This is a genomic window from Agrobacterium tumefaciens, assembly GCF_031801495.1.
Taxonomy (GTDB): domain Bacteria; phylum Pseudomonadota; class Alphaproteobacteria; order Rhizobiales; family Rhizobiaceae; genus Agrobacterium; species Agrobacterium tumefaciens_K.
Genome location: NZ_JAOEGC010000002.1, coordinates 965865 through 986767, shown reverse-complemented (window position 1 = coordinate 986767; position 20903 = coordinate 965865). Strand labels below are relative to the sequence as shown.

Sequence of the window (20903 nt, the reverse complement as noted above, 5' to 3'; positions counted from 1 at the left end):
TGTCGTGTCAGCAAACAACCCACCCCCGAGCAGCTGGACTTTAGAGCTTTGGCTCTTCCGCCAGCAATTCGCGCACGAAATCGAACATGCCGTGGCGGCGATCACGACGAACGCGTTCAGCCTTTACAATGGCTTCCACAGCATCGAAAGCAGCCTGAAGGTCATTGTTGAGGATCACGTAGTCATAATCGCGCCAGTGCTCGATTTCGGCACGGGAATTGGCAAGCCGCGTCTGGATGACGGCTTCGGTATCTTCGGCGCGACGATGCAGGCGCGATTGCAGTTCCGTCATGGTGGGCGGCAGGATGAAAATGGAGACGACATCTGCCTTCATCTTGTCCTGGAGCTGCTCCGCTCCCTGCCAGTCGATGTCGAACAGCATATCCATGCCGTCGGCCATCGCGGTTTCCACCGGCTCCCGCGGTGTGCCGTAAAAATTTCCGTGCACCTCTGCCCATTCCAGCAGTTCGTCGCTGTCACGCAGGCGCTCGAATTCCTTCTTGGAAATGAAATGGTAGTGGATGCCCTCGATCTCGCTTTGCCGACGCGGGCGCGTCGTCACGCTGACAGAAAGCTTGATGTTCTTGTCCTTTTCCAGAAGGTTTCTGGCAATGGTGGACTTGCCCGCGCCGGACGGCGACGAGATCACCAGCATCAACCCTCTGCGGGCAATCTTGACGGGAGAATTGTTCACCGGGGCCATGGCCTACTCCAGATTTTGGACCTGTTCGCGGAACTGGTCGATCACGACTTTCAGCTCGATACCAGCAGCGGTTACCGCACTCGCGTTCGATTTGGAACAGATGGTATTCGACTCCCGGTTAAATTCCTGTGCAAGAAAGTCGAGCTTGCGCCCGATCGGGCCGCCATCCTTCAAGAGCTCACGCGAGGCTGCAACATGGGCGTATAGCCGGTCGATCTCCTCGCGCAGATCCGCCTTCGTCGCGATCAGCGCCGCTTCGGCATGCAGACGGTCGCGATCCAGCCCCTGAGCGCCATCTCCAATCAACGCGATCTGCGTGGCAAGACGCGCTGCGATCTGTTCAGGCTGGCGCGACGGGTCGCGTTCAATCGTGGTGGCAAACTGCTCGATGCGGTCGATTTGGCCCGACAGGATGGAAAAGAGAGAATCACCCTCACGCTCACGCATGGCCTTGAGCTTGAGAACAGCTTCGGAAAAGCCGGCCAGTACGTCGGCATTGCGTGCGGCCTGAGCTTCGGCGTCGTCCTCGGCCTCGCGGAAGTCCACCAGCCCGCGCACGGACAGGAGCGTGTCGAAGCTCAACGGCCTATCATCAACGACGTTGCCGAGTTCTTTCTTGAGCGCCAGAACCGCGTCCAGCGCCTCGCGATTGATGACGGCTTCCAGCCGGTTTTCCGTAGCCGCCAAGGACAGGCCAGCCTGAATGTTCCCCCGTGAAAGACTACGGGAAGCGACCTCTCGCAGTTCGGTTTCCAGCCCTTCCATGCCCGCTGGCAGGCGCAAGCGCAGATCCAGTCCCTTGCCGTTCACGGATCGTAGTTCCCACGCCCAGCGATAGCGCCCGGAAGCACCTTCGCTGCGCGCGAAGCCGGTCATCGATTGCAATGTCATTTCTGAAGTCCCCACAGCAGTATGCAAACCGGGCCTCTTTTGATGGAGGCCCGGTAAAAAAATATCAGTTGTTGGCAGGTTTTTCGGCTTCCGCGCCACCCGGCTGGCCGTCAACGACCACATCCGGGTTTGCACCTGCCGCAGCCTTTTCAGCCTCGATCTTGCGCCAGCGCCGAACATTGGCGTTGTGCTCCTCGAGCGTCTTGGCAAACGCGTGCCCACCCGTCCCATCGGCAACGAAATAGAGGTCATCCGTGCGCCACGGGTTTGCTACGGCTTCGAGCGCCGCGCGACCCGGATTGGCAATCGGCGATGGCGGCAGTCCCTTGATGACATAGGTATTGAACGGTGTCTGTTTCTGCAGGTCCGACTGGTAGATCGGACGGTCGGACGGCTTGCCGTCACCGCCGAACAGACCGTAGATGATCGTCGGATCGGACTGCAGGCGCATGCCCTTTTTCAGCCGGTTGTAGAACACGGAAGCAACGTGGGCACGCTCGTCATCCTTGCCGGTTTCCTTCTCGACGATGGAGGCCAGCGTCACAAACTCCTCGATCGTCTTGATGGGCAGATCAGGATCGCGCTTCTCCCAGATCATCTCGATAAGCTTGTTCTGCGCGACGCTCATCTGATTGACGATCTCTTCGCGCTTCGTACCACGCGTAAAACGGTAGGTATCCGGGCGCAAACTTCCTTCCGCCGGCAAGGTCGCGGGCAGTTCGCCGTCCAGAACCTCGTCGGCGGCCAAGCGCGCGAACATCTGCTTGACCGTCAGACCTTCCGGCATCGATACGGAATAGAGGATCGACTTGCCGGATTCCAGCAGCAGCAGGATATCCTTCATCGAGGCGGAAGCCTTGATCTCGTATTCGCCAGCCTTCAGCGTCTGTTCCTTCTGGAGGTAGCTGCCCGTCATCAGACGGAAAACGCGTGCGTTGGAAATCACGCCGTTGCGTTCCAGATTGTTGGCGATCTCAATAAGGCCCGCGCCGTTACGCACGGTGAAATGCGTGTTTGCTTCCAGCGGACCCGGCTCCTGAAAAGCGTTGATCATGTAATAAAAGCCGGCGACGGCGAGCACGCAGACCGCAACGGCGATCGTCATCAGGAAATTCAGGAAAATTACCAGCTGGCCATGCGCCTTGCGGGAGCGCTTCGGCGGAGCCGGGACTTTTTCCGGCCGCAATGCCTCGGTCGGAGATTTAGGGATGATCGGGCCGCGGTTACCTTCTCCCGCGCCGTCGCGTCCGTATTGTCCCTGGCTGTTCTGGTTCGTATCGCTCACCGGCGGTCCTTTTCAGTTCGGCATTGTCAGCGCTTTTTGCGCAGGCAATGCGGCAAAAACAGGTTCGGGATGCCATCCTGCACCACATCGAAGCGTCGGTGGAGGCTTTCCGCATGGTTTCACGAAGATTCGTTCTCCATACGGCAGATCATGCAAACTGACGAATGCATGACGAGGCGAAAAAATCGCTCGCCAAGTCAGTTGCCCTCGCCTCCGATGCACAACGACCGGAGGCGGTTTTCGACGATTCCGTCTGTAACGGCAAGAGCCGTCAGACAATCAGCCCTCGTAACGGCGTAGAACGAGTGAAGCGTTGGTACCGCCAAAGCCGAAGGAGTTCGACAGGGCGACGTTGACGTCGCGCTTGCGCGCCTTGTGCGGCACGAGATCGATCTTCGTTTCGACGTCGGGATTGTCGAGGTTGAGCGTCGGCGGCACGATATTGTCGCGGATGGCCAGCGTCGCAAAGATCGCCTCGATCGCACCGGCAGCGCCGAGCAGGTGGCCGGTCGCCGACTTGGTGGACGACATGGAAACCTTGGATGCCGCATCACCAACCAGACGCTCGACAGCACCAAGTTCGATGGTGTCGGCCATGGTCGATGTACCGTGGGCGTTGATGTAGTCGATATCGGCAGGCGTCAGACCGGCGCGCTTCAACGCCATTGACATGCAGCGATAAGCGCCCTCGCCATCTTCGGACGGCGCCGTGATGTGGTAGGCGTCACCCGACAGACCGTAACCGACGACCTCGGCGTAGATCTTGGCGCCACGCGCCTTGGCGTGCTCAAGCTCTTCTAGAACGACGATACCGGCGCCCTCGCCCATGACGAAACCGTCACGGTCGCGGTCGTAGGGTCGCGACGCCTTCTGCGGATCGTCATTGTGCTGGGTAGACAGTGCCTTGCAGGCGGCAAAACCGGCAAGCGCGATGCGGCAGACCGGTGATTCCGCACCACCGGCAACCATGACGTCCGCATCGCCGAGAGCGATCAGGCGGGCGGCATCGCCAATGGCATGTGCGCCGGTAGAGCAGGCGGTGACGACGGCATGGTTCGGTCCGCGCAGCTTGTGACGGATGGACACCTGGCCGGACACCAGATTGATGAGGCGACCGGGAATGAAGAACGGCGAAACGCGGCGCGGACCCTTGTCGCGCAGCGTGTAACCAGCCTCGACGATACCTTCCAGACCGCCGATACCCGAGCCGATCAGGACGCCGGTCATGATCTGGTCTTCGTCGGTTTCGGGGTGCCAGCCAGCATCGTTCAGCGCCATTTCGGCCGCTGCCATGCCGTAGATGATGAAGGGATCAACCTTGCGCTGTTCCTTCGGCTCCATCCAATCATCGGGATTGAAGGTGCCGTCGGTGCCATCGCCCACAGGAATGCGGCATGCGATTTTCGCGGGAAGGTCTTCGACCTCGAATTCGGTCACAAGGCGGGCACCGTTCTGGCCGGCAAGCAGCCGTTCCCAGGTGACTTCAGTTCCGCATCCAAGAGGAGATACCATGCCGGTACCGGTGATAACGACACGTCTCATAGCAACGCTCCGCCCTTATCCAAATCATCGGTCTTCTTTGCCGCACCCGATACAAAAAACAGGTGGTGGATGCCGCAAAACTTTGAACTTGCGCATAAACCATTTTGCCGGACCATTTCCGGCCAAAAGGATTACGCGCGGGAAACACGCACCCGTTACGGATTGTGCCTCTCACGATAAAATATTGGCCCGGACAAGCCGGGCCAGAACGGGAGGTTCAGGAACCTCCCCGAGCAGGATCGATCAGGCCTGTGCCTTTTCGATGAACTTTACAGCGTCGCCAACGGTCAGGATCGAGTCGGCAGCATCGTCAGGGATTTCAACGCCGAACTCTTCTTCGAAAGCCATAACCAGTTCAACGGTGTCGAGCGAGTCAGCGCCCAGATCGTCGATGAAGCTTGCGCCTTCAACAACTTTGTCGGCGTCAACGCCAAGATGATCAATTACAATTTTCTTTACGCGTTCTGCGATATCGCTCATGTCGGTTTCCTCGACCTTTATTTTAAAAGGGAATGCCTTACGGCACCCTGCCCTGTCAGAAGCCCTCAAGCACCGTTCAAATCCAGTGCCGCGGGCAAACCCGTTAAACCCGGTCCAAGCTAGACATCGTTGCAAGAATTCGCAACGGCTTACTGTCTCTCCGGGACGACTGTTCACAGTCTTGGCCCGCTTAACATGGTTTCAATCGGTCGAAAAGCCTGAAAACGCGCTAAGCACAGCGTATCACAGGCTCTTTCGACCGAACTCTCGTCAGATCATGGCCATACCGCCGTTGACGTGCAGTGTCTGCCCGGTCATGTAACCGGCCTCATTCGAAGCAAGATAAAGCACGGCGGAAGCGATTTCAGCGCCCGTGCCCATACGCTTCATGGGGATGGCGCCCATTATGGCTTCTTTCTGCTTGTCGTTCAGCTTGCCGGTCATGGCGCTTTCGATGAAGCCCGGAGCCACACAGTTGACGGTGACGTTGCGAGTGGCGATTTCCTGCGCCAGCGACTTGGAGAAGCCGATCATGCCAGCCTTCGACGCGCAGTAGTTTGCCTGGCCAGGGTTGCCGGTCACGCCAACGATGGAGGTGATGTTGATGATGCGGCCGAAACGGCGGCGCATCATCGGATGGGTCAGTTCGCGCGTCAGGCGGAACATGGCCGTGAGATTGACCTCGATCACGTTGTCCCAGTCCTCGTCGCTCATGCGAACGAAAAGGCCGTCCTTGGTTATACCGGCGTTGTTGACGAGAATGTCGACGCCTTCCAGCTCCGCCTCGGCCTTTTCGCCGAGCGCCTTGACTTCGGCACGGTCAGCCAGATTTGCCGGGAAAATCTTGACGCGATCGCCAAGCTCGGCGGCCAGCGCCTCGAGCTTTTCAACGCGGGTGCCGTGCAGGCCGACGATTGCGCCCTGCGCATGCAGCATGCGAGCGATCTCTTCGCCGATGCCGCCGGTTGCGCCTGTGACGAGAGCCTTGCGGCCAGTCAAATCAAACATGAAACGTTCCTTCTTTTAACGGGACGACCGCGGCGTTCAGCCTTCGAGCGCCACCAAAAGCTGATCGATATCGGCAGCATTGTTGACGGCAACGCCATTCACCGTCTTGTCGATACGGCGTGCAAGTCCGGTCAGGACCTTGCCGGAGCCGATTTCATAGAGCTGCGTGACATTGTTGGCGGCGAACCACTCCACCGTCTCGCGCCAGCGCACCTGACCCGTGACCTGCTCGACGAGCAAAGCAGCGATCTCGTTGGCATCGGAAACCGGTGCGGCACGCACGTTGGCGATGACCGGCACGACGGGGTTCTTCTTTTCCACCTTGGCAAGCGCTTCGCGCATGGCATCTGCAGCAGGACTCATCAGCGCGGAGTGGAAGGGCGCGGAAACCGGCAGCATGATGGCGCGCTTGGCACCCTTCTCGGAAGCAAGTGCCGCAGCCTTTTCCACGGCCGCCTTACCACCCGAAATAACCAGCTGGCCGCCGCCATTGTCGTTGGCGATCTGGCAGACGCCGAGGCTTTTCGCGTCTTCGCAGATTGCGGAAACCACGTCATGCTCGAGGCCGATGATGGCGGCCATTGCGCCTTCGCCAACCGGCACGGCAGCCTGCATGGCGTTGCCACGGATACGAAGAAGACGCGCGGTGTCTGCAATCGAGAACGTACCGGCAGCGCACAGCGCAGAATATTCGCCCAGCGAGTGGCCCGCGACGTAGGAAACGGCGTCGGTCAGCTTGAAGCCGCGCGCTTCCAGAACACGCATGACGGCCATCGAAACCGCCATCAGCGCCGGCTGCGCATTGGCGGTCAGCGTCAACGTCTCTTCCGGTCCGTTCCACATGATGTCGGACAGCTTCTGGCCGAGAGCCTCATCGACTTCCTCGAAGACGGCGCGCGCCTCGACGAACGTATCGGCGAGTTCCTTACCCATGCCGACGGCCTGGCTTCCCTGACCGGGAAATGTAAATGCAATACCCATGGGATGTGGTCCTTCTTTTCTGGCCTTCCCTTATATTATCGGGACTTCCATTCACATTCCGGTCCTCGAAGTCAAGGCTTGAAGCCTTCGGACAGGCTTCGCCAAGGGGTTTTGCCGTCCAAAATCACGTTTTCAGCGCAGCATATTTTTTCTTGCACTGCGTCAATTCCGGACTACTTTCATGCCACCTTCCAAGCATCAGGACATTTCCATGAAACAGAGACTATTGGGCCGCACGGATATCTCCGTGTCCGAAATCTGCCTTGGCACGATGACGTGGGGCACCCAGAACACGGAAGCCGAAGCGCATCAGCAGATGGATTACGCCCTGGAACACGGCGTCAATTTCTTCGATACGGCCGAACTCTACCCAACCACTCCGGTTTCAGCAGAAACGCAGGGACGCACGGAAGATTATATCGGCACCTGGTTCGAGAAAACCGGCAAGCGCAAGGACATCATTCTTGCCACCAAGGTCGCAGGTTCGGGTCGCGACTACATCCGCGGCGGGCGGGATATCGATGCCGCCGCCATTCGTGAGGCCGTCGACACCAGCCTCAAGCGTCTGAAGACCGACTACATCGACCTCTATCAGGTTCACTGGCCGAATCGCGGCACGTATCATTTCCGCGGCGTATGGGGTTTCGACGCCTCCACCCAGGCGACCGAACGGACGATTGCCGAAATCACCGAGAAGCTGGAAACACTCGGCGAGTTGGTGAAGGCTGGTAAAATCCGCGCCATCGGTCTTTCCAACGAAAGCGCATGGGGTACGCAGAAATATATCGATATCGCCGAGGCCACCGGTCTGCCACGCGTTGCGACCATCCAGAACGAATACAATCTGCTCTACCGCAGCTTCGATCTCGATCTGGCGGAGGTGGCGCATCATGAGAACGTCGGACTGCTCGCCTATTCGCCACTGGCGGCAGGTCTTCTGACCGGCAAGTACCAGAATGGTGCCCGCCCGGAAGGATCGCGAGGCACGATCAACAGGGATCTTGGCGGGCGCCTGCAGCCGCTTCAGGAAACGCCCGTCAAGGCTTACCTCGATCTCGCCGCCCGGCATGGCCTCGATCCGGCACAGCTTGCGATCGCCTTCACGCTCACCCGCCCCTTCCTTGCCTCCTCCATCATTGGCGCAACCACGATGGAACAGCTGAAGACCGATATCGCCGCTGCGGACGTGACGCTTTCCGAAGACGTCCTGAAGGGCATCGCCGATCTTCATCGGCAATATCCGATGCCGATCTGATACAAAAGCAGTACCAGATGGCTTTTTACGGCAGCGCGCTTGCATTTCGGGTAAAAATCCGTATAAGCGCGCTGTTCACGACACCCGGTCTTATGGCTGGTGGCTGAACGGAGGGCTGGTTCCGGTTACGGAACAGCAGGAACCATAAGGTTTTTCCGGCCTCCCGTGTCTCCGCTCTCGACCGTCTCGAACAACGCTTTTCTTGCTTCCGGTCATGCCGGCCAAGAGCAGTCGTTGAGGCTTAGCGCTATTGCCGGGTGAAGGACAAAACGCAAGAAAGGCAAGCTTAAATGGCTCTTTACGAACACATCTTCCTTGCTCGGCAGGATATTTCTGCTCAGCAGGTCGACGCACTTGTAGAACAGTACAAGGGCGTTATCGAATCGTTCGGCGGTAAAGTCGGACGCGTCGAGAACTGGGGTCTGAAGTCCCTCACCTACCGCATCAAGAAGAACCGCAAGGCTCACTACGCCCTCATGGACATCGACGCTCCGGCCGCCGCTATCCACGAAGTAGAGCGTCAGATGCGCATCAACGAAGACATTCTTCGTTACATGACCATCGCAGTCGAAGCCCACGAAGAAGGCCCGTCCGCGATGATGCAGAAGCGCGATCGCGACGACCGCCCGCGCCGTGACGGTGACCGTCCGGACCGTGGCCCGCGTGAAGGCGGTTTCAACCGCGAAGACCGTCCGCGCCGTCCGCGCGAAGACCGTGCATAAGAAGGAGTTCTGACCAATGGCTGACGCATCCTCTTCCCCGGCACGCCGCCCGTTCCACCGCCGTCGCAAGACGTGCCCTTTCTCCGGCGCCAACGCTCCGAAGATCGACTACAAGGACGTACGTCTTCTGCAGCGCTACATTTCCGAGCGTGGCAAGATCGTTCCTTCCCGCATCACGGCCGTTTCCCAGAAGAAGCAGCGCGAACTCGCTCAGGCGATCAAGCGTGCACGCTTCCTCGGCCTGCTGCCTTACGTCGTAGCGTAATGATTTGAAGCGAGGCCGCGCTCGTCGCGGCCTCGTTTCTACCTCGAGCAACTGCCTTCTAAGCAGTAGGTCGTAGGTTCCAAATCCTTCCGCGTTGGGCGCGGATCGATATGAAATAAAACCCATGTTGGGGATGACGTTCCACCTGAACAGTCCTCTAACTGCTCAAGTTTCCAGCAGGACAGCGAAGTGCAAAAGTTGAACCAGACAGTGCTGACTACCGGCATCCTTGCCGGCATATGCGCCGCGTTTCTGACGCTTGGCGCAACGGCGCAGTCGTCCTTTTCCTTCCTGCTTTACGCTGCCTCCGCCATGCCGATCTTCATCGCCGGCATGGGTTGGGGCAACATGGCCGCCGTGGTGGCCATCGTCACCACCGGCGCCATCGGCGCGGTCGTGATGTCTCCGCTCTTTGCCGTGACGATCGCGATCTTCACGCTGATCCCGGCGGGCTGGCTGTCGCACCTGGCCAATCTGGCGCGCCCGGCCTCCGAAATCGGCGGCCCGGAAGACCTTCTCGCATGGTATCCGCTTTCCGGCATCGTGCTGCACCTGTGCATTCTCATTTCCATCGCCGTCGTCATTCTCGGCTGGACGATCGGTTACGGCCCGGATCTCGTCTCGCGCATGGTCGACATGATGATGACGTCGGTACAGAGCCGTGAGCCGCTGTTCGAGCCGGATTCGCAGGCGCTGGCACAGAGCAAATCGCTGCTCGTGCTGATGCTGCCGATCGTCCAGGGCGGTCTATGGGTCATCCTGCTGTTTGCAGCCTATTATTTCGCGACGCGTCTCGTCGGTTCGTTTGGCAAAGGTCTTCGCCCACGCGAAGACATCGCGTCCGCGCTTCGCATGCACCGCAACGCGGTATTCATTTTCCTCGCCGGCATCGTGGCGACGTTTCTTGGCGGCTCGGTCGCCATGATCGGCGCGGTCGTGTGCGGCACCTTCGGCGCGGGATTCCTGATGGCGGGTTATGCCTCGCTGCACACGCGGGCACGCGGCAAGGACTGGAGGATTCCCGTCCTCGTTCTTGCGTACATGTCGGCAATCTTCGTCTTTCCGCTTTTCATCATTCTCGTATTCGGATTGAGCGACGTGCGCAGCACGATCTCCCTCACACCGATACGGAAAACCGACAATACGAACGAAACCAACACCTGAAACAAGAAAGGATCAAGAAGATGGACGTTATTCTTCTCGAACGCATCAACAAGCTCGGCCAGATGGGCGAAACCGTAAAGGTTCGTGACGGCTACGCACGTAACTTCCTGCTGCCGCAGGGCAAGGCGCTGCGCGCCAACGCCGCCAACAAGGCCCGCTTCGAAAACGAGCGCGCAACGCTCGAAGCCCGTAACCTCGAGCGCAAGTCGGAAGCCCAGACGGTTGCCGAAGCACTCAGCGGCAAGTCCTTCCTCGTCGTCCGTTCGGCTGGCGAAACCGGTCAGCTCTACGGTTCTGTCGCTGCTCGTGACGTTGTTGAAATCCTCGCTGCAGAAGGCTTCAACGTCGGCCGCAACCAGGTCGAACTCAACACGCCGATCAAGACCATCGGTCTGCACAACGTTACGCTTCACCTCCACGCTGAAGTCGAGCTTCAGGTCGAGCTGAACGTTGCACGTTCGGCTGAAGAAGGCGAGCGTCAGGCAAAGGGCGAAAGCCTCACCTCCGCTGACGCCATCTACGGCGTTGACGAAGACGCTCTGCGTCCGGAAGACTTCTTCGATCCGGAAGCCGACTTCGACGGCGACGACGAATAATATTTTTGCGCCACCACGGCTCAAAAAAGAACCCCGGATGGCAACATCCGGGGTTTTTCTTTGTCTCTGACAGGACCTTGGGGCAGTCAGTGCAAATGCATCAATTGCCTGCGATTTTCGTCTGATCCGGCGCTGCGCTCTTGTCCACATGCACGACCACCGACATGCCCGGCGACAGGTTCGCGGCCAGCGGCTGGTCCGGATCGATGGAGATGCGAACGCCGACACGCTGGGCGATCTTGACGAAGTTGCCCGTGGCATTGTCCGGCTTGATGACCGCGAATTCAGAGCCGGTTGCGGGCGAAAAGCGTTCGATATGTCCGCTGAGTTTCTGACGATGCAGCGCATCCACCGAAATGGTAACGGGCAAACCGGCCTGCATGCCCTGAAGCTGTGTTTCCTTGAAGTTTGCGATGATCCAGATGTCGTGCGGCACCACGGCCATCAGCTGCGTGCCTGACGTGACATACTGGCCAACGCGCACACCGACCTCACCCAGCTTACCATCCCGTGGCGCATGGATTTCGGTATTCTGGAGGTCGATCTTCGCGAGCTCGACGGCGGCTTCGGCATTGGCGACGGCGGCCTGCAACGAGCTGCGGTTGACGATTATCGTCTGCAGGTCCTGCTGAGACACTTCGAGTGCGGCCTTTGCCTGCGAGAGCGATGCACGCGCCTTCTCAAGACCGGCATGCGCCTCTTCCTGCGAGCTGGACACGCCTGCGCCGCTTCTGATGAGGTTGTCCTGTCTATCAGACGCCAGCTGGGCCTGCTTCAGCGAGGCTTCGGCGCTCTGCACCGCAGCCTTGCTGGATGCGATGTTGGCATTGGCGGCGTTTTCCTGCTGGCGGGAATTATCCAGCGCTGCCTTATGCGTATCGAGCGTCGCTTCGGCCTGTGCCAGCTTCTGGGCGTAGATGCGGTCATCTATCTTCGCCAGCAGCGCGCCTTGCTTGACCTCCTGATAGTCCCTGACCGGAACGTCGACCACGTAACCGCTGACCTGTGGGCTCATGGTGGTGATATATCCACGAACAAATGCGTTGTCGGTCATTTCGACGGCGGAGAGGAACGGCGGCAGCCTCCATGCATACAGCACGAGCGCAACACCGGCGATGCCGCCAAGGAGAACCAGAAGGGAAACCGGGGTAAAAATCTTCTTCAGCATTTTTGTTACTCTTGGATGTTCAAGACTGTTGTGCCGGTGCGGCATCGACATTTTCCCGGACGAGGAAAGGACGGATGCGCAACCAGGCAAGGTGGATCAAAAGGGCGGCCAGCGCCAGCGCCGAAACCGTGGCGATGAGCAGGAAGGTGTCATTATAGGCGAGCACATAGGCTTCCTTGCTGACCTGCTGGCTCAGAAGAGCCAGCCCCTCGGCGTTCAGCAATGTCGGATCGGTAATGGTGTGACTGTATGCGCCTGAAAGCTGCGATACGCGCTGCACAACGAGCGGGTTGGTCATCAGAATGTTTTCGACCAGAACGTTGGAGTGGAATTTTTCCCGCAACGTGACAAAGCTGCCAAGTAGACCGGTCATCAGCATCGATCCGGTAATCTGCGTGAACAGAAAAATGGTGATGAAGTTGACCAGGTAGGGCGCGCCCTTTGTCAGTGCCGCGCCAAAGCCCTTCGCCATGACCGGCGGCAGGAACATCGCGGCACCGAACGCGATCATCATCTGGCTCAGATACATCTGCTCGGGCCGTGTGAGGTTCGAGGACTGGCTGTCCATGAAAGCGCCTGTCGCGATCAGGGCAAGCGCGATCACATGCGCCGTATCGACATATTTCGTCAGCATCAGCCAGGCACAGGCAGCTCCGCCAAGGATGGTTGCCAGCAGGATCAGCGCGTAGAGCAACGTTGTCTGTTCATTGAGCAGGCCAAGCTGCTGGTACAGGCCGACCGCGGTGGAAGACTGTTCGGAAGACACCGCACGGTACACGAGCAGGACCGCCATGGCATGCATATTCGTCTTCGAAAAGATCCAGCGCAGGTCGAGCAGCGGGTTCTTGCGTGGCAGTTCGATGAAGACCATCAGCGTTAGCAGGACGACAGATACGGCTAGAAGCACGCCAAGCCACCAGGTTTCAAACCACCAGTAGAAACGGCCGAGCGTCAGGAACACGGCAAGACAGCCAAGACCGCCCGCAAACAGCATGTAGCTGAGAATATCCATCCGCTCGATCACCTTGGCGCGCGGCGGCGGCGTGACCTTGAGAACATAGATGACGGCGAAAGATATCAGCGCCAGTCCGATTTCCAGGCAATAAAGGGCATTCCATCCGTCGATCGCAAGCAGCGAAGGTGAAACGATACGCGCAATCGGCGCGGACAGAAGGGTGCCGGTAAGCGCGATGCTGAAACCGAGCGAAAACTTTCGCGCTGGAGGGAAAGCCTCGAGGATATAAAGAAAGCCAAGCGACGACAGAGGCGCGGCGGCCATGCCGCTGACGAAGCGCACGACGATTGCCGAATGGAGGTCCGTCACGAACAGATTAAGGCAGGATACGACAACGAACAGCAGAATGCTGACTTCCGCGAAAGGCCGCAGACCATATTGCGCCCTGACCTTGAACAGAGCTATGGAAAATGTCGCATAGGGGGCCATATAGGCGGCGGAAAGCCAGGCGACCTCAGCCACCGTTGCAGAGAACTCTCCCTGCAACTGATAGATATTGGCCATGACGAGGTTCATGCCGAGACCCTGCGTGACGAAAAACAGCAGGCCACCGAAAATGTAGCCGAGCCGCTTGCCCAGCGAAAGCTCGGCAGGCTGTGGCGGCTGGGCGGGAGTCACTTGCTGCGGCTGCGCTATATCGGCAACCTTTTCCGTTTCGCCCGTCGCATCGGAAGAAGTGCTTTGAGACAGGGTGTTGCTCACGGCTTTGCCCTTTCAACCGCAAGGTTCTGCAGATTCGCCGAAAGCCTGCGCATCACATTCAGAGCCATGCGCAGATCCTCCGTCGATATATCGGCGGCGATCTCCGCACGGAGTCCCCTTGCGAGGTTCTGAACCTCGTCAGACGTTTTCTCTCCATCCGGCGTCATATATATCCGTTTCGCCCGGCGATCATTCGCGTCGGAACGGCGTTCGATGAGGTTTTGTTTCTCCATGCCGTCAAGCACGCGCACCAGCGTCGGCGTTTCGATTTCCATCTCTTCGGCAAGTTCCGTCTGCGTCAGCGGCCCGCGGCGCGACAGGGCAAAAAGCGCACGTGCACGCGCCAGCGTCAGGCCGCTTTCCCCTACCCGCGCGTCGAAAAACGCCCGCAGCTTTCGGGTGAAGGCCGAAACCTCATCGAGAAGTTGTTCCTTGTCGGTTTCACGCGACATCTAAGCAAACCTTATAATTAGTACACTATCTATTTTGTCCCTACTTATTTTGAAAGCTGACTATTTTCAAGAATTTTTCCTGAGGGGCAGCTATGCGATAAAATCATGATACCCGAATCATGCCGCCGCCGGTACGGCTCCCGTTTTTTCCAGCACTCCTGTGGATTGCTGGGGACAACTGAAGATGTGATCGCGGTTCGGCGGCAAGGTGTGCGGCTGTCTGTCTCTGTTGCAACATTATCATTGACTGCCATGCCGCAGGGGGTCAAACCCGGTTCTTCAAGATGCAAGGCAAGGGAGATCGCGCAAAACCATGAACGACGCTGCAAGGAAGATCACCCCCGCACAGGCCGCAGACCCGCACTATCGGGAAGCCCCGAACAACATTGAGGCCGAACAGGCGCTGCTCGGCGCAATCCTCGTCAACAATGACGCCTACTACCGCGTTTCGGACTTCCTGAAGCCCGTTCATCTGTACGAGCCGCTGCACCGAAAGATTTTCGAGGTGGCGGGCGACATCATCCGCATGGGCAAGACCGCCAACCCGGTAACGATCAAGACGTTCCTGCCCGCGGACGACAGGATTGGTGACCTGACAGTCGCGCAGTACCTTGCCCGCCTTGCGGCCGAAGCCGTGTCGATCATCAACGCGGAAGACTACGGCCGGGCGATCTACGATCTGGCGCTACGTCGCGCACTGATCCAGATCGGTGAAGATGTGGTCAACATCGCCTACGACGCGCCGCTGGACATGCCGCCGCAGGCGCAGATCGAAGATACCGAACGCCGTCTGTTCGAACTTGCCGAAACCGGCCGCTACGATGGTGGTTTCCAGTCGTTCAACGATGCGGTTGCACAGGCCATCGACATGGCAGGCGCCGCCTTCGAGCGCGACGGCAACCTCTCAGGCATTTCGACCGGCATCCACTCACTGGATGGCCGCATGGGTGGTCTGCAACGCTCGGACTTGATCGTGCTCGCCGGCCGTCCGGGTATGGGTAAGACGTCGCTTGCGACAAACATCGCCTACAACATTGCAGCGGCATACGAGCAGGAGGTACAGCCGGACGGTTCGTTCAAGGCCAAGAATGGCGGCGTCGTCGGCTTCTACTCACTCGAAATGTCGTCCGAACAGCTCGCCACGCGTATCATTTCCGAGCAGACGGAAGTCTCGTCCTCGAAAATCCGCCGAGGCGATATCACCGAAGCAGACTTTGAAAAACTCGTCGCATGCTCTCAGATGATGCAGAAGGTGCCGCTCTATATCGACCAGACCGGTGGTATTTCCATCGCCCAGCTTTCGGCGCGCGCACGCCGCCTGAAACGCCAGCGCGGCCTTGATGTTCTGGTGGTCGACTATATTCAGCTTATGACCGGCTCCGGCAAGGGCGGCGAAAACCGCGTGCAGGAAATCACCCAGATCACCACCGGCCTCAAGGCACTCGGCAAGGAACTCAACGTTCCCATCATCGCACTGTCACAGCTCTCCCGTCAGGTGGAAAGCCGGGAAGACAAGCGGCCGCAGCTCTCCGACCTTCGCGAATCCGGCTCCATCGAGCAGGACGCGGACGTGGTGCTGTTCGTGTTCCGTGAGGAATATTACGTCAAGAACATGGAGCCACGCGACCCGGCCGATCCGAAATATGCGGAATGGGAAGCCTTGTTCGACAAGGTGAAAGGCACGGCCGACGTTATCATCGCCAAGCAGCGTCACGGACCGACCGGCACCGTGAAGCTGGCGTTCCAGTCGGAATTCACCCGCTTCACCGATCTGGCCGACCCTTCCTTCAGCCAGTACGAAGAACATTGACCCAAAAATCCGCCCCGCCTTGTCCAAAGCGCGGGGCGGAATCTTTTCAAGGGGTTGGTGCAGTTCGTTTACAATCCGATTCCGCGTAGAACTGCCACCGTCACCACTCCCGCGCAGGCCGCCGGAAGCAACGGCAGGCGCAAAGCGGCGATGGCCGTCACGGCGCAGGCAATGGTTTCCGCCAGGCCGCCGGTCAGCGCCGTCGGGGTGACGACCGCCATCAGCACGGCGGGCGGCACCGCGCCAAGCGCCTTTTTCATGCGCGGCGTCATATCCATGTAGCTGACGAGCATCAGGCCGCCGAAGCGCGTCGCAACGGTTGCCGCCATCATTGCAAGGATTGTCAGGAGCGTGTTCCAGTCGAGTGTCATGCGGGTTGCTCGGCCTGCTCACGGCTGCCGAAAGCGGCAGCGGCCAATCCCGCCAGAGCACCCGCCGCGATATACCAGGCACCCGGGACATATTTATGCGTCACGAAGGCGGCCATGGCGCTGGCAAGCAGCACAAGGCCCGTCTCCGTTCCTTTCCAGAAGCCCATCAGCAACACGATGAAGACGGCCGGGAATGCAAAGTCCAGACCGATCACGGACATGTCTCCCACGACAGCACCGAGAAGCGCGCCAGCCAGCGTCGCGATGTTCCAGACGATGTAGATAGACAATGCGGCGCCGGCGAAAAAGGCGGGCGTCAAACGGCGCGCCATCACCCGGAATTCCGCGAGCGCCCAGGATTCGTCCGTCAGCATCAGCATCGCGGCATATTTCCGCCAGCCCGTGAAATTTTCTAGTTTTCCGGCAATGGAGGCACTCATCAACACATGGCGCAGATTGACGAGCAGCGCGGCAAAGCCGAGTGCGGCCCAGTTGGCGGGATGTGTCCACAGATCCATCGCCACGAATTGCGAGCCGCCTGCAAAGACCAGCAGCGACATCAACGAGGCTTCCAGCGGTGAAAGCCCTTTGGACACGGCGACCGCACCGAACACGACACCGATGGGGACCATGGCAACGAGCAAGGGCGCGGCGGCTTTCAGTCCGGCCCCGAATTCCGCGGTTCTGGTTTGTTCAGACATTGTATTCTCCCGTTCGAGAGACTGCCTCTATTCCTCAAACGGCGTCGCGTATTGAATGAAAGTGACATGTCGCCGGGGCTGGCCGACACATCATGCCGCGCGGAACTGTCCGGGTGTGATGCCGGTGCGCGCCTTGAAGTGCCGGGTAAAGTGCGCCTGATCGGCGAAGCCGCACAATGCCGCCACGTCTGCCAGCGTTTCTTCTCCACGCAGCAGCGCTCTCGCCTTGCGGATGCGGATGTCGGTCAGAAAAGCATGCGGAGTGATGTAAAACTGCTTGCGGAATGCCCGAATGAGATGCGCCCGGCTGAGACCGGCGACCGCTGCCAGTTCCTCAAGACCGATATCGGTTTCATAGTTGTCGGCAAGATAGTCGCGCGCACGGTACACCGCTGTTCGTTCACGTGTTTCCACGGGCAGGATCATGGCGCCGCCATGTCTGCGAAATAGCTCCGCCAGCACAGAGAACATGCCCTCATCCGCCTCCAGCGCGCCGGATTTTCCCTCCAGCCGCCGGTGCGCGATCTGGAATGCAGCGGCCATTTGCGGATCGTACGGCAGGAAGCGCGGGAAAAACGGCGTTCCGTGAAACGCCCTCCCCGTCACATCCTCCAGAACCCCGCGAAGCAGCCCCATATCCGGATAGATCATGCGATAACGATATCCGCCACCGCCGGGAGCGCCGTCATGAATCTCGCCGGGATTTATGAGATAGAGATGTCCTGGTCCCGTCTGTTCGGTGGTGCCCTGAATGGTGGAGATCTGCGAGCCGCTTTCAATCGCTCCGATGGAAAACGTGTCGTGCGCATGTGGCGAATATTCATGCGTCAGAAAGGTCGCGCTCAGGCACTCCATATCTTCGAATCGGCCATCGCGCCAGAAACGCGTGGTTTCTGCCGCTGCCAGAGGCATGACATCGATGGCCTGTTCCTGCGAAACATTGTGCATAGGTGACGTTTACCCCAATCGGTCATTACCGTCTTGAACAAAAGTGCTAGGGATAGGTCGGCTCCAACAAATCCGGACGCATGGCATGACAGACGACCTCGACACGACCTTCACTGACACCGATACCGACGCTTTCGATCATGCGCCGCTGCGTCTGACCATTGATCTTGGCGCATTGGCGGACAACTGGCGCGACATGAAAAAGCGCTCTGGCAAGGCGCGCACGGCAGCCGTGGTCAAGGCGGACGCCTACGGCCTCGGTATCGAGGATTGCGGTGCAACGCTTTACCATGCCGGAGCGAGGGATTTCTTCGTGGCGACGGTCGCCGAAGGCGCGACGCTGCGCTCATACGCGCCCGAAGCACGTATTTTCGTGCTTTCCGGCATCTGGCCGGGACAGGAGCGGCAGGTGTTCGACAACGATCTGGTGCCGGTTATTGCCTCAGAGGAGCAGCTTTCCTTCTGGACGAGTACGCTGGCGGATCGTGGCGAGCATCCCTTCGCGCTGCATGTCGATACCGGCTTCAACCGCCTTGGTCTGCCGTTGAACGATGCCCTTTATCTTGCCGACGATCCGACGCGCCCTGCAAGTTTCGATCCGGTTCTGGTGCTGTCCCACCTCGCCTGCGGCGATACACCTTCCGCGCCGATGAACAAGGTGCAGCTCGAATCATTCCGGCAGGTTAGCGCGGCTTTCGAAGGCATCGAATCAAGTCTCTCGGCATCGGCCGGTGTCTTTCTCGGACCGGACTATCACTTCGACCTCACCCGCCCTGGCATTGCCGTCTATGGTGGCGAAGCCGTCAATGGCATTAAAAATCCCATGCGCCCGGTCGCGAAAGCCGAAGCGCGCATCATCCAGATCCGCGAAGCAGGCGAAGGCCAGACCGTGAGTTATGGCGGGACATTTCTGTTGAAGCGGGCCAGCCGTCTCGCAATCGCCTCCGTCGGTTATGCGGATGGTTATCAGCGTTCGCTTTCCGGCTCAGGCATTCCATTGCGGGAAATGGGTCATGGCGGCGCATATGGTTTCATCAACGGCCACAAGGCCCCGGTGGCAGGGCGTGTGACGATGGATCTCACCATTTTCGATGTCACCGACATTCCTGAAAACGCAGTCCGCGCAGGCGACTATATCGAACTGTTCGGCCCGAACGTGCCTGTCGACGAGGTGGCTCATGCCGCCGGCACCATCGGCTACGAACTGCTGACCGGGCTTGGATTGCGTTACGAGCGGCAGTATCTGGTGGACGAGGACTAATACAGGGTGATTGCCGGGCGGTCTTGCAAATTCTCCGGCACGGGTTTATCGGAGAATAAAGTTCCGCATTTGTTCTCATGGACAATGCGTGTCGCACTGCTGGAGAAATACCCCCGACATGGCCAAAGCCAAGACCCAATTCGTGTGCCAGAACTGCGGCACGGTTCACACCCGCTGGGCGGGCAAATGCGACGGCTGTGGCGGGTGGAACACCATCGTCGAAGAAGATCCGATGGGTGGCATCGGCTCCGGCCCCGGAAAGATGCCGAAAAAGGGCAAGCCGGTTACGCTTACCTCTCTTTCCGGTGAAATCGAGGAAGCGCCGCGCATTCCGACCGGCATCAGCGAGCTTGACCGGGCGACCGGCGGCGGTTTCGTGCGCGGCTCGGCGGTGCTGATCGGCGGCGATCCCGGCATCGGAAAATCAACTTTGCTGATGCAGGCTGCCGCTGCCCTTTCGCGCCGCAATCATCGTGTCATCTATGTGTCGGGCGAAGAAGCCGTCGCGCAGGTGCGGCTGCGTGCGCAGCGTCTGGGCGCGGCCGAAACGGATGTACTGCTGGCGGCGGAAACCAATGTCGAGGACATTCTGGCGACGATTTCCGAAGGCAAACGGCCCGATCTCGTCATCATCGATTCCATCCAGACCCTGTGGAGCGACACGGCCGATTCCGCTCCGGGTACGGTCACGCAGGTGCGTACCGGGGTTCAGGCGATGATCCGGTTCGCCAAGCAGACAGGCACCACCATGGTCCTCGTCGGCCACGTCACCAAGGAAGGCCAGATCGCCGGTCCGCGCGTGGTCGAGCATATGGTGGATGCGGTGCTCTATTTCGAAGGCGACCGCGGCCACCATTACCGGATCCTGCGCACCGTCAAGAACCGCTTCGGCCCCACGGACGAAATCGGTGTGTTCGAGATGTCGGACCGGGGCTTGCGGGAAGTCTCCAATCCGTCGGAACTGTTCCTTGGCGAACGCAACGAAAAATCACCCGGTGCTGCCGTTTTCGCCGGCATCGAAGGCACGCGGCCTGTGCTGGTGGAGGTGCAGGCGCTTGTGGCACCCACTTCGCTCGGCACACCGCGCCGTGCCGTCGTCGGCTGGGATTCGTCGCGTCTTGCCATGATTCTCGCCGTCCTGGAGGCACATTGCGGCGTCAAGCTCGGCCAGCACGACGTCTATCTCAACGTCGCGGGGGGCTATCGGATATCGGAGCCCGCCGCAGACATGGCGATAGCCTCTGCACTGGTTTCGTCACTTGCCAGTCTTGCCCTGCCTGCCGATTGCGTCTATTTCGGCGAAATCAGCCTGTCTGGCGCGGTTCGGCCTGTCGCACATACGGTTCAAAGATTGAAAGAAGCGGAGAAACTTGGCTTTTCCGCCGCACTTCTGCCTTCCGCTTCGGCTGAATTGTCAAAGGGCGCCAAGAAAGGCGCCGGGGGTCGTTGGACGGAAATCGAAAGCCTGCCGGACCTCGTGGCACGCATCGCCGGTTCCGGCAACCGGTTCAAGCAGGCTGAGGAAGAAGAATATTGATCCTTTCACCCGGCGAAACAGTGGTGTAAGAGGATCGCAAAATTGG

21 protein-coding genes are annotated in these 20903 nt (G+C 59.2%); 8 read left to right on the top strand and 13 right to left on the bottom strand.

Annotation, left to right across the window (positions count from 1 at the left end; all coding sequences use genetic code 11):
• Positions 1-40: 40 nt before the first annotated feature.
• From gmk to fabD, 7 genes are all read right to left on the bottom strand, one after another.
• Positions 41-703 carry a guanylate kinase gene (gmk, locus tag N7578_RS14250; protein ID WP_311110957.1) on the bottom strand — a complete coding sequence of 221 codons (663 nt, stop codon included), beginning with the start codon at positions 701-703 and terminating at the stop codon, positions 41-43.
• 3 nt (positions 704-706) lie between these two features.
• Positions 707-1594 carry a YicC/YloC family endoribonuclease gene (locus N7578_RS14245; RefSeq protein ID WP_311110956.1) on the bottom strand — a complete coding sequence of 296 codons (888 nt, stop codon included), beginning with the start codon at positions 1592-1594 and terminating at the stop codon, positions 707-709.
• A gap of 64 nt (positions 1595-1658) precedes the next feature.
• The gene (gene mltG / locus N7578_RS14240) at positions 1659-2879 is read right to left on the bottom strand and encodes an endolytic transglycosylase MltG (protein WP_311110955.1); all 1221 of its coding nucleotides are present in this window, start codon (positions 2877-2879) and stop codon (positions 1659-1661) included.
• A 279-nt stretch (positions 2880-3158) separates the two neighbouring features.
• On the bottom strand, positions 3159-4421 hold the full coding sequence (gene fabF / locus N7578_RS14235) for a beta-ketoacyl-ACP synthase II (protein ID WP_311110954.1): 1263 nt from the start codon (positions 4419-4421) through the stop codon (positions 3159-3161).
• A 243-nt stretch (positions 4422-4664) separates the two neighbouring features.
• Positions 4665-4901, bottom strand: a complete 237-nt coding sequence (locus tag N7578_RS14230) for an acyl carrier protein (RefSeq protein WP_003502080.1) — start codon at positions 4899-4901, stop codon at positions 4665-4667.
• Between the two features lie 270 nt (positions 4902-5171).
• Positions 5172-5909 (bottom strand): 3-oxoacyl-[acyl-carrier-protein] reductase, encoded by a 738-nt coding sequence (fabG, locus tag N7578_RS14225; RefSeq protein ID WP_311110953.1) that lies wholly within the window; start codon positions 5907-5909, stop codon positions 5172-5174.
• Positions 5910-5945: 36 nt separating this feature from the next.
• On the bottom strand, positions 5946-6890 hold the full coding sequence (gene fabD / locus N7578_RS14220) for an ACP S-malonyltransferase (protein ID WP_311110952.1): 945 nt from the start codon (positions 6888-6890) through the stop codon (positions 5946-5948).
• A gap of 211 nt (positions 6891-7101) precedes the next feature.
• Here fabD and N7578_RS14215 point away from each other — a divergent pair, with 211 nt between their 5' ends.
• The 5 genes from N7578_RS14215 to rplI all read left to right on the top strand — a co-directional run bounded on the left by N7578_RS14215 (position 7102) and on the right by rplI (position 10892).
• Complete coding sequence (locus N7578_RS14215) at positions 7102-8145, top strand: aldo/keto reductase (RefSeq protein WP_311112515.1); 1044 nt, start codon at positions 7102-7104, stop codon at positions 8143-8145.
• A gap of 290 nt (positions 8146-8435) precedes the next feature.
• Entirely contained in the window at positions 8436-8867 is a 432-nt protein-coding gene (gene rpsF, locus N7578_RS14210; protein WP_311110951.1) for a 30S ribosomal protein S6, read from the top strand.
• 16 nt (positions 8868-8883) lie between these two features.
• Positions 8884-9132, top strand: coding sequence for a 30S ribosomal protein S18 (rpsR, locus tag N7578_RS14205; protein ID WP_099057306.1), 249 nt, complete (start codon positions 8884-8886; stop codon positions 9130-9132).
• A gap of 189 nt (positions 9133-9321) precedes the next feature.
• Complete coding sequence (locus tag N7578_RS14200) at positions 9322-10296, top strand: DUF2232 domain-containing protein (protein ID WP_311110950.1); 975 nt, start codon at positions 9322-9324, stop codon at positions 10294-10296.
• 20 nt (positions 10297-10316) lie between these two features.
• Positions 10317-10892 carry a 50S ribosomal protein L9 gene (rplI, locus tag N7578_RS14195; protein ID WP_311110949.1) on the top strand — a complete coding sequence of 192 codons (576 nt, stop codon included), beginning with the start codon at positions 10317-10319 and terminating at the stop codon, positions 10890-10892.
• Positions 10893-10992: 100 nt separating this feature from the next.
• Here the strand turns inward: rplI and N7578_RS14190 are convergent, their stop codons facing one another.
• The 3 genes from N7578_RS14190 to N7578_RS14180 form a co-directional block, all read right to left on the bottom strand.
• Positions 10993-12060 carry an HlyD family secretion protein gene (locus tag N7578_RS14190; RefSeq protein ID WP_311110948.1) on the bottom strand — a complete coding sequence of 356 codons (1068 nt, stop codon included), beginning with the start codon at positions 12058-12060 and terminating at the stop codon, positions 10993-10995.
• Positions 12061-12079: 19 nt separating this feature from the next.
• Positions 12080-13711 (bottom strand): MFS transporter, encoded by a 1632-nt coding sequence (locus N7578_RS14185; RefSeq protein ID WP_422646727.1) that lies wholly within the window; start codon positions 13709-13711, stop codon positions 12080-12082.
• 62 nt (positions 13712-13773) lie between these two features.
• The gene (locus N7578_RS14180; RefSeq protein WP_311110947.1) at positions 13774-14229 is read right to left on the bottom strand and encodes a MarR family transcriptional regulator; all 456 of its coding nucleotides are present in this window, start codon (positions 14227-14229) and stop codon (positions 13774-13776) included.
• A gap of 313 nt (positions 14230-14542) precedes the next feature.
• Between N7578_RS14180 and N7578_RS14175 the strand changes: the two genes are divergently transcribed.
• On the top strand, positions 14543-16039 hold the full coding sequence (locus N7578_RS14175; protein WP_311110946.1) for a replicative DNA helicase: 1497 nt from the start codon (positions 14543-14545) through the stop codon (positions 16037-16039).
• A gap of 68 nt (positions 16040-16107) precedes the next feature.
• Here N7578_RS14175 and N7578_RS14170 read toward each other — a convergent pair whose 3' ends face one another.
• From N7578_RS14170 to N7578_RS14160, 3 genes are all read right to left on the bottom strand, one after another.
• Positions 16108-16410, bottom strand: coding sequence for an AzlD family protein (locus N7578_RS14170; RefSeq protein WP_311110945.1), 303 nt, complete (start codon positions 16408-16410; stop codon positions 16108-16110).
• Complete coding sequence (locus tag N7578_RS14165; RefSeq protein ID WP_311110944.1) at positions 16407-17111, bottom strand: AzlC family ABC transporter permease; 705 nt, start codon at positions 17109-17111, stop codon at positions 16407-16409. The genes N7578_RS14170 and N7578_RS14165 overlap by 4 nt, the downstream gene beginning before the upstream one ends.
• A 90-nt stretch (positions 17112-17201) precedes the next feature.
• On the bottom strand, positions 17202-18059 hold the full coding sequence (locus N7578_RS14160; protein WP_311110943.1) for an AraC family transcriptional regulator: 858 nt from the start codon (positions 18057-18059) through the stop codon (positions 17202-17204).
• Between the two features lie 85 nt (positions 18060-18144).
• On the opposite strand from N7578_RS14160, the gene alr reads away from it, so the two are divergent.
• Both alr and radA read left to right on the top strand, forming a co-directional pair.
• Complete coding sequence (alr, locus tag N7578_RS14155; RefSeq protein WP_311110942.1) at positions 18145-19320, top strand: alanine racemase; 1176 nt, start codon at positions 18145-18147, stop codon at positions 19318-19320.
• A 118-nt stretch (positions 19321-19438) separates the two neighbouring features.
• Positions 19439-20857: a DNA repair protein RadA gene (gene radA / locus N7578_RS14150; RefSeq protein ID WP_311110941.1), complete on the top strand. Its 1419-nt coding sequence runs from the start codon at positions 19439-19441 to the stop codon at positions 20855-20857.
• Positions 20858-20903: the final 46 nt, after the last annotated feature.